Below are 8883 nucleotides of genomic sequence, written 5' to 3'. Positions count from 1 at the left end.
TAGCTTAAGTAATATCCTTAAAATTCGAAATGAGGTGTAGTTATGTCAAAAATCAGCAAGGTTGTATTAGCAAGTACCCTAGCACTCACTGGAATTGTTGGACTGTTCCCGGTTAATATTTCCAAGGCAAATGTTGCAGATTCTCAAGCAGAGGTTGCTAGTATCACTCCTCAACAAACTTATGCCGATGCGAAAAAAGGGCAGTCAGCCAAAAGTAGTAATATTAACGGTGCTGGGCAATATGGCCGTATCAATCTTACTATAGAAAACAATGTAACTTCCGCTACCGCTCGTGTCATGAAAGTGGTTAGCTGGGGATTTGATCAAGAAGTCGCTTCGGTTAGTATTAATTACGAGGATTCCTATAATGGTATTAGAAGCGCAACAAAAGATGTTTGGTTAGAGTCGGGTACGCTCTATTACATCGAGCTAAATGTCTCTCAAAACCAAAATGCAAGTGCTGGACTCAGCAATTATACTTGGTAATCTCGATAGACTACTTTTAGCTATGTAGGATATGTCATTGTAAAAGATACAGATAAAAAAAGTCTGTTAGTCATAGAAAATGATGAAACGAAGTCGAATGACAGTACAAACTACGAAGCAGAGTGGCACTTCCCAAAGAATGATAGCAAGTCAGATAAAACGACCATTACTCCGTAAACAAAGAGTGATGGTCGTTTTGTTATCTTCAACGATTCCTGTCGGAAATTCCACAATATGATATAATCTTCCAAAATAAAGGGCTTTACCAAACATGCGGAGGAACAAGATGGAGCAAAAGAAATATACGGACATCATACGTCTCGGCCATCAAACGACAGAAGGTGTATTCAAGGAAGGCGATTCCATTATCATTCAAGAAAAGCTTGACGGAGCGAATGCAAGCTTTCGATACGATGAAGAAACAAACTGCATCCGGGCATTCTCTCGAAATATGGAATTGCATGAGGAAGAGAATCTGCACGGCTTTTTCCAATGGACACAACAGCTCCCGAAAGAGGAAATCGTGGCGGGCATGGTTTACTTCGGAGAGTGGTTGAATCCGCATAAAATCAAATATCCTCAGTATGAAAAGCAGTTCATTATATTTGATATGTACGATACCGCTGCCTGCGAATATGTGGATTTCCCTATCGTGGAAAGGGAAGCGCAGCGGCTTGGCTTGCATCTCGTGCCGGTCTTTTATCGGGGGGAATACCAAGGGGAAGAGCATCTCAAATCGTTTGTCGGCAAAACAGCGCTAGGTGGCAAGCTTCGGGATGAAGAAATCGGTGAGGGCATTGTCGTGAAAAATGCCGATTACCGGGATCATTTTGGACGGCAGCTATTTGTCAAAATCGTCACGGATGTATTTTGTGAAGTCAAACGTCAAAAGCCACCGAAAGACCCGAATCAACCGAAATCGGAAGAAGTGTTGTTTGTAGAGCAGTATGTGACGCTCGCACGTGTGGAGAAGTTTCTCTACAAATTGATTGATGAAGGTGTACTGGAAGAGACATTTGACGTAAAAGACATGGGGGTTATCCTGAAAAATCTGAATCTCCGCATTTATGAAGATCTCCTCAAGGAAGAGGCGGATGCCCTGCCTGATGGATATGATGAGAAGGAGCTCCGCAAAGTGATTAGCAAAGTGATTCCGCTTTTTGTGAAGGAGATTTTCTCGGAGAAAGCGGCAGGTAACCCATGACTAAAAGTTGATTTCAGTTGACGTGCCCCGCTGTCGTAACGTTTTGGGCAAAATGTGGTATGATAGTGCATGAAGGGGCGTGAATCGGTGAACGATCTGATCAAAACGCAAGAAACAGCCATACTGGTTGGTTGCTATTTAGATAACCGGGATGAAGAAAGAACCCGTCTTTCCATGGAAGAATTGCATGAGCTGGCCGATACTGCTGGTGTAGAAGTATTGGACGTCATCACGCAAAATCGGGACCGGGTTGATTCTGCCTGGTATTTGGGGACAGGAAAAATTGATGAAATCGCGCAGAGAGCCGAAGAACTGGATGTGGACGTCATCATTTTCAACGATGAGTTGTCTCCGAGTCAGACTCGTAATTTGGATAAAGTTTTTGATTGCAAAGTGATTGATCGCACGCAGCTCATTTTGGATATTTTCGCAGGACGTGCACAGTCGCGCGAAGGGAAAATCCAGGTAGAGCTGGCGCAGTACAACTACTTGCTGCCGCGGCTTGCCGGGCAAGGGAAACAGCTTTCCCGTCTCGGAGGCGGTATCGGTACGCGTGGTCCGGGTGAAACCAAGCTGGAAAGTGACCGTCGTCATATTCGCAAGCGGATCAGTGAACTCAAGCAACAATTAGAGGATACCGTTCGGACGAGACAATTGCATCGGGAGCGTCGGAAGAAAAACAATGTGTTCCAGATTGCGTTGGTCGGTTATACGAATGCTGGGAAGTCGACGATCCTCAACAAGCTTACGAATGCAAACACGTTGCAGGAAGACAAACTGTTTGCCACTTTAGACCCGACGACTAGGCAATTGGAGTTGCCGAGCGGACTCGATGTGCTTTTAACAGATACGGTTGGTTTTATTCAGGACTTGCCAACGAGTCTGGTCGCTGCATTCCGTTCGACACTGGAAGGTGTGAAGGAAGCGGACCTCATCCTGCATGTGGTGGATAGTCATCACCCTGATTTTCAAGTACACATGGAAGTTGTAGACAAGATTTTGCGCGAGCTAAAAGCAGAAGAAATTCCGCAGCTAGTCGTTTTCAACAAGGCAGATATGCTTGCAGAGGGTTCTTACTTGCCGCGTGCAGACGAATCGATTCTGATTTCTGCCATGCGGGAAGATGACCTGAAGCAACTGCTCAGCCGGATTGAGTCATTTGCTCTGCAATCTTTCAATGAGATGAAGCTGCGCGTTCCTGTTGAGCGCGGAGACATTCTCTCCCTTCTGCATCGGGATGGGGTAGAGATGGAACAAGAATTTAATGAAGAGGAAGCGGCCTACTTGATCACCGTCCGTGTGAACAAGGATAATCCGATATACGGCAAGATTGCTCCTTTCCTCCTGGATAAACCAGAGACTGTTGAAGAGAGTTGGTAAGTAACAGATGTTTTCATATTTTTCCCATGGAGAAAAGCTTCGCCCCCTCGTAATGGAGGTAGAAGCGACGATCTCAGAGAGACATCGTCAAATTTCTGCTTTGGTGGATACGAATCAACTGAAAGTATTGCGTTCCTTCCAAAAGCATGAAGTCAATGAATTTCATTTTTCAACATCCACTGGCTATGGCTATGATGATTCTGGACGTGCAACGTTAGAATCGATTTACGCCGAGGTGTTTGGTGGAGAAGCGGCATTGGTGCGTAACCATATAATCTCGGGTACGCATGCGATCGCAATTTCTTTGTTTGGCATTCTTCGTCCAGGCGACGATCTTCTCTATATTACGGGCAAACCGTACGATACGCTTGAAGAAGTAGTAGGTGTGCGCGGAGAAGGGCAAGGCTCACTCAAGGATTATGGCATCGGCTACAGCTATGTGCCTTTGACGCCAGAAGGTGAAATTGATTTTGTCGCAGTTGCACAAGCGATTACACCAAAGACGAAGGTCATTGGGATTCAACGTTCGCGAGGCTATGCAGATCGACCTTCTTTCACCATTGCGAAAATCCAAGAAATGATTCGGGTTGTAAAAGAAATCAAGCCTGATCTGATCGTATTTGTAGATAACTGCTACGGAGAGTTCACGGAGGAGCAAGAGCCATTGCACGTAGGTGCAGACATCATGGCAGGCTCTCTCATCAAAAACCCGGGTGGCGGCCTAGTCAAAACAGGTGGTTATATAGTAGGACGCGAGGATTTGGTTCAGCTTGCTTCGTATCGGATGGCAGCACCGGGAATTGGCGCAGAGGGTGGTGCATCGCTCTATTCGCTACTGGAGATGTACCAAGGCTTTTTCTTGGCTCCACACGTAGTGGGAGAAGCTTTAAAGGGAGCGGTATTCTCTTCGGCAATGCTGGAACGTCTGGGCTTCAAAACAAATCCACTGTGGCATGAGCCGCGGACTGACCTGATTCAATCCGTGGAATTCGGCAGTGCGGAACGACTGATTACGTTTTGCCAAGGGATACAAAAAGCAGCACCAGTTGATTCACACGTCACTCCATATCCAAGCGAAATGCCTGGATATGCTGATCCTGTGATTATGGCAGCAGGTACGTTTATTCAAGGGGCGAGCATTGAATTCTCAGCAGATGGCCCGATTCGTCCACCGTACTTGGGCTTCGTTCAAGGCGGGTTGACGTACTCGCACGTAAAAGTGGGGATTTTGACGGCGTTGAACGGGATGCTGGAAAAAGGCTTACTCGAAATACCGGGTGAATAGGATAAAATCGCAAGGATTGAACGGCATTCTCTGGATGAAGGAGGATGCCGTTATTTCATGTAAAAAAACGTACATAACTTTCTGTGTAATATTATCTAACATCTATTGACAGGGATTTTGTTATAAAATAGAATAAGACTAAGAAATACGAAACAGGAGGGACAAGTCATGAGTGATGACCTTCGCCGGAATATGGCCCTCTTTCCCATTGGGATCGTCATGAAGCTGACGGATCTCACTGCGAGGCAAATCCGTTATTACGAACAAAACGACCTGATTCAGCCCGCCCGCACAGAAGGGAAGCAGAGGCTCTTTTCTTTCAACGACGTAGATCGCTTGTTGGAGATTAAGGCTCTGATTGAAAAAGGACTGAATATTGCTGGGATCAAGCAAGTCCTGCAAATGCAAGAGCCTGCTTTGGAACAAACAGAGATTACGACGACGTCCGAAGAGAAACGCAAGGACATGTCCGACAAAGAGCTGCATCAGCTCCTAAGGCAACAGATTATGTATCGCGATGCCACTCGCCATGGCGAGGGTGCATTGATACGTGGAGAGCTTTCCCGCTTCTTCCACTAGATAGAAAGCTGATATAGAGACAGGAGGAGAGAAATGTGAGCAAGTTTACAAGAGAAGACATCATGCGCATGGCCCAAGAAGAGGACGTAAGGTATATCCGACTGCAGTTTACCGACCTGATGGGGATCATTAAAAACGTAGAAATCCCGCTGTCCCAATTGCCAAAAGCACTCGATGGCAAAATGATGTTTGATGGTTCTTCCATCGAAGGCTTCGTTCGCATCGAGGAATCCGATATGTACCTGGTACCTGATCTGGATACATGGGTTGTATTCCCGTGGGGCAATGAGTTTGGTAAAATTGCACGTCTGATCTGTGATATCCACATGCCAGATGGCTCTCCATTCGAAGGAGATCCGCGCTACATCCTGAAGCGTGCCTTGAAAGAAGCCGAAGAAATGGGCTTCACAGCTTTCAACGTAGGTCCAGAGCCTGAGTTTTTCCTATTCAAGCTGGATGCAAAAGGTGAGCCAACGCTGGATCTGAACGACCAAGGCGGATACTTCGACTTTGCTCCACTCGACTCCGGTGAAAACTGCCGTCGTGATATCGTATTGACGTTGGAGAAAATGGGCTTTGAAGTGGAAGCATCTCACCACGAGGTAGCTCCAGGTCAACACGAAATCGACTTCAAGTATGCAAATGCACTCCAAGCAGCTGACCAAATCTTGACGTTCAAACTGGTTGTTAAAACGATCGCACAAAAACACGGTCTGCATGCCACGTTCATGCCAAAACCGCTGTATGGTGTAGCTGGTTCCGGTATGCACGCGAACCAATCGCTGTTCCGTGGTAAAGAAAATGCTTTCTATGACGAGTCTGATGTAATGGGACTGAGCCAAACAGCGAAGCATTATCTGGCAGGTATTTTGCAGCATGCTCGCAGCTTTACGGCGATCACGAACCCGCTCGTAAACTCTTACAAGCGTTTGGTTCCTGGTTACGAGGCTCCTTGCTACGTAGCTTGGTCTGCGAAAAACCGTTCTCCATTGATCCGTATCCCTGCTTCCAGAGGCTTGAGCACGCGTATTGAAGTACGTAGCCCAGACCCAGCAACGAACCCATACTTGGCGTTGGCAGTTATGCTGAAAGCTGGTTTGGACGGAATCAAAAACAAGCTTACGCCACCTGCTGCTATTGATCGCAACATCTACGTGATGACCGAGCAAGACCGCGAAGCCAACGGAATCGAGAACTTGCCTGCTACTTTGAAGGAAGCAATCGAGTGCCTGAAAGCAGATCCGGTGATTTGCGAAGCGTTGGGCGAGCACGCATTGGTGCACTTTATTGAAGCGAAAGAAATTGAGTGGGATATGTTCCGCACACGCGTTCACGATTGGGAGCGCGAGCAATACATGACTGCTTATTAATAAGCGAAACCCCTTGTGCCTTTATGGTCAAGGCCCCGTTTAGTGGACAGTAAGAAAAAAACGGGCCGTTAAGCCACTAGCTGGCGTCTGAATTCAACAGGCGTCAGCTTTTTTAATTTTCTCTGCGGGCGGAAGCTCTCCATCGAGGCATTGTCATAACAGTTGCCTCTTCTAGACATGCTGATTTGGGCGCCAACCTTTGGCAGCATGTCGTGGTAAGCGTAGGACGTGTATTGGAATCCTTGATCGCTGTGAACGATCAGTCCAGTCACGCCTTTCGTCTTTTCAAAAGCTTTCTCAAAGGTCTGTAGGACCAATTGATTGTCCTCTCCGAGTTTCCTATACTTCCGCATCCAGACCTTTAGTCGGTCCTCATCATGAATTTTCAATTCTTGCAATATCACCCGTTTGGAAACACCCTTTAATCTCATCTGAATTGCGTGCAACTTAAGTTATTCACTATAATGCTTAAACTTCTGCCCATTCTTTGCTGGCATAAAAATACACCCCCTAAAGTTTTCATCGGTAAACCGTAGGGGTTTTCCAATGTCTACTTTAAGGGGTGCACTTCATTTAAGGAGACGGGTTTTTAACTTTTGTCTACGGAATTTGCGGGTACACGAAACAAATACTTTATTTGACTACGAGGTACAATTCGTAGCCAACGATTCGCTACTTCTGATTATCTTCAGGAAGTAGCGAATATTCTAAACCCATAAAACTAGCTACAGAGAGCTCTTCTTCGTTTATGACCTGAAATCGGTAATTAGCAGGAGACAGTAGCGCCTGGTTATCAGCTTCTGTCAAATTTTCTTTTAGCTTTAGCTGTTGCGAAATCGTATACCGATTCTCTTTACTGTTTAACTCAATTTGAACGTGTGAAGGAGTCTCAGCAAGCAAACTTTTAATGGTCTCGTTACCTGGCATATCTGCAAACGTAAAGTAAATGGGTTTTTCTGTATGCATCATTTTTTCTCTCAATTCGTCCGAAATTAAGATTCGTAATGTAAGTTCTGCTGAATTACCGTTTTTTGTTATTTGAAGCACGGATGTTTTCAAATTCTCACCAGTAATTTCTTCGAAATAATCGTAGACGCTTACATATGACTTCTCTTTAGGGACTGTTACTGATGAACTACTCTCGTTACAGCCACTAAGAAGAACGATGAACAGAAGGAGAAGGATATGGAGAGATCGGATCATAGATCTTTTGATTTTTTACTAGAATACTCTTTGTACGAGTATTTGACGTTAACGTAGTTAGAATCTACTACTCTGCCTTGAAAATATTCGACTATGTTTCCAGTTGTTTTTACGGCTTTTGATCCGTATTCAACAGTTGTAATTGTACGCTTTGGTATGACCCAACTGTGGGTTGTTTCTATAGTGTCTTCTTTTCCAAATGAAACTTCTGCATTAATCCCCACTTTTCCCTCTATTAACCTCCAGTTGACTTTCGACTCGGCTTCCAGACCTATTTTTCCGGTCAGAAATGTTTTTCTTGTAACCTTCCTTGAAAAGGTATCGTTCTCGTTACTATCGTTCTCAATATCAGCTTCATAAGATTTTGATTTGTATAGGTCCTTCTTAGACTGTTCATACACTTTGCCAGTCATATCATTGCCTAAGGGACCAATCTTAGATGAATCACTCTTTGAAAGGGCATTTGTAAAATCATACTCTACTGGGTTCTCATATACATGTTCAACAATTTTTAGTTTACCTATTTTAATAGGCTCACCTTGAGATACTGCGAAGGCAGAACCAGCCCCAGATACTACTAAACTGCTAAGTAAGACAGTTGCGATAGAAAAAGACTTAATATTCATTCTCTTCCCCCTAGTATATTTAACGCAATTTTCAATACCGGAATCATCATAACATATATTTCCAATTAATGTATATAACTGGATTGTTTTGTGCTTGGAGAGCTTGAGCCGACAATGACAATTAGGAAGCAGCGAGCGTGGTTCCTTTCAACTCAGTAGATTAACTGCTTGGATAAAAGCGGGAGGGGTTCGTGATCCTATTAACAAACAAGCATAATAGAAAAAACAAATACTAAATGAAGACAAGAGCCCTCCAATGTTGAAGGGCTCTAAGCAGCATTATATCGGGCTTTTCTACCACAAAATGATGAAAAGATTTGATGTCATTTGAAACAACACTAGGTGAAACGGTTGATTTTATGCGATTTCTAGGGGGTATTAAAACCAATTGAAAGCCAAGAATATGTTCCGCACACGTGTTCACGATTGGGAGCGCGAGCAATACATGACTGCTTACTAATAAGCGAAACCCCTTGTGCCTGTAGGTGCGAGGGGGTTTTTCAATTTGTGTGCAAATTTCATTTTTTAAGAGGTTTAACATTTTTGCCCACGGTTTGCCCACTATTTGTTTCTGAGTACACACTTTCCATGTAGTTATCAAGCTTGTCCATGTCTTGAGACGTGTTTTCGTCACGGAGCGGGTTAAGGAGAACGTGCGGACGGTCGTTGCTTCTAATGAGTCTGTAGCCGTTACGACAATCTTGTTACACATTACGGGTTTGTAAATCTTATTTCTCCAGAAACAGGTAT

General features: G+C 44.6%; 9 protein-coding genes. 6 read left to right on the top strand and 3 right to left on the bottom strand.

The annotated features are described in order from the left end of the window. Window positions 1-42: 42 nt before the first annotated feature. From HP568_RS18480 to glnA, 6 genes are all read left to right on the top strand, one after another. Window positions 43-486, top strand: a complete 444-nt coding sequence (locus HP568_RS18480) for a hypothetical protein (protein ID WP_173629882.1) — start codon at window positions 43-45, stop codon at window positions 484-486. 286 nt (window positions 487-772) lie between these two features. Continuing rightward, window positions 773-1690, top strand: a complete 918-nt coding sequence (locus HP568_RS18475; protein WP_173629881.1) for an RNA ligase family protein — start codon at window positions 773-775, stop codon at window positions 1688-1690. Window positions 1691-1777: 87 nt separating this feature from the next. Next, window positions 1778-3070: a GTPase HflX gene (gene hflX, locus HP568_RS18470; RefSeq protein WP_048033361.1), complete on the top strand. Its 1293-nt coding sequence runs from the start codon at window positions 1778-1780 to the stop codon at window positions 3068-3070. Between the two features lie 7 nt (window positions 3071-3077). Continuing rightward, window positions 3078-4355 carry a methionine gamma-lyase family protein gene (locus HP568_RS18465; protein ID WP_048033360.1) on the top strand — a complete coding sequence of 426 codons (1278 nt, stop codon included), beginning with the start codon at window positions 3078-3080 and terminating at the stop codon, window positions 4353-4355. Window positions 4356-4523: 168 nt separating this feature from the next. Next, window positions 4524-4934, top strand: a complete 411-nt coding sequence (locus tag HP568_RS18460; RefSeq protein WP_007719086.1) for a MerR family transcriptional regulator — start codon at window positions 4524-4526, stop codon at window positions 4932-4934. 35 nt (window positions 4935-4969) lie between these two features. Beyond that, window positions 4970-6304 carry a type I glutamate--ammonia ligase gene (glnA, locus tag HP568_RS18455; RefSeq protein ID WP_048033359.1) on the top strand — a complete coding sequence of 445 codons (1335 nt, stop codon included), beginning with the start codon at window positions 4970-4972 and terminating at the stop codon, window positions 6302-6304. Between the two features lie 68 nt (window positions 6305-6372). Here glnA and HP568_RS18450 read toward each other — a convergent pair whose 3' ends face one another. From HP568_RS18450 to HP568_RS18440, 3 genes are all read right to left on the bottom strand, one after another. Continuing rightward, window positions 6373-6657, bottom strand: a complete 285-nt coding sequence (locus HP568_RS18450; protein WP_375154941.1) for a DDE-type integrase/transposase/recombinase — start codon at window positions 6655-6657, stop codon at window positions 6373-6375. 319 nt (window positions 6658-6976) lie between these two features. Continuing rightward, complete coding sequence (locus HP568_RS18445; RefSeq protein WP_235617491.1) at window positions 6977-7351, bottom strand: hypothetical protein; 375 nt, start codon at window positions 7349-7351, stop codon at window positions 6977-6979. A gap of 152 nt (window positions 7352-7503) precedes the next feature. Beyond that, a complete protein-coding gene (locus HP568_RS18440) occupies window positions 7504-8133 on the bottom strand; it encodes a hypothetical protein (protein ID WP_173629878.1) in 630 nt (209 codons plus the stop codon). Window positions 8134-8883: the final 750 nt, after the last annotated feature.

Source organism: Brevibacillus sp. MS2.2, assembly GCF_013284345.1.
Classification (GTDB): Bacteria; Bacillota; Bacilli; order Brevibacillales; family Brevibacillaceae; genus Brevibacillus; species Brevibacillus brevis_C.
The sequence above is the reverse complement of the archived record's forward strand: the minus strand, read 5'-3'. Positions and strand labels throughout refer to the sequence as shown.

Excerpts from the sequence above, each read along its gene's own strand:
- HP568_RS18460 (WP_007719086.1), top strand. The coding sequence starts at position 4,524 with ATGAGTGATGACCTTCGCCGGAATATGGCCCTCTTTCCCATTGGGATC.
- HP568_RS18480 (WP_173629882.1), top strand. The coding sequence starts at position 43 with ATGTCAAAAATCAGCAAGGTTGTATTAGCAAGTACCCTAGCACTCACT.
- HP568_RS18440 (WP_173629878.1), bottom strand. The coding sequence starts at position 8,133 with ATGAATATTAAGTCTTTTTCTATCGCAACTGTCTTACTTAGCAGTTTA.
- HP568_RS18465 (WP_048033360.1), top strand. The coding sequence starts at position 3,078 with ATGTTTTCATATTTTTCCCATGGAGAAAAGCTTCGCCCCCTCGTAATG.
- HP568_RS18450 (WP_375154941.1), bottom strand. The coding sequence starts at position 6,657 with ATGCGGAAGTATAGGAAACTCGGAGAGGACAATCAATTGGTCCTACAG.
- HP568_RS18475 (WP_173629881.1), top strand. The coding sequence starts at position 773 with ATGGAGCAAAAGAAATATACGGACATCATACGTCTCGGCCATCAAACG.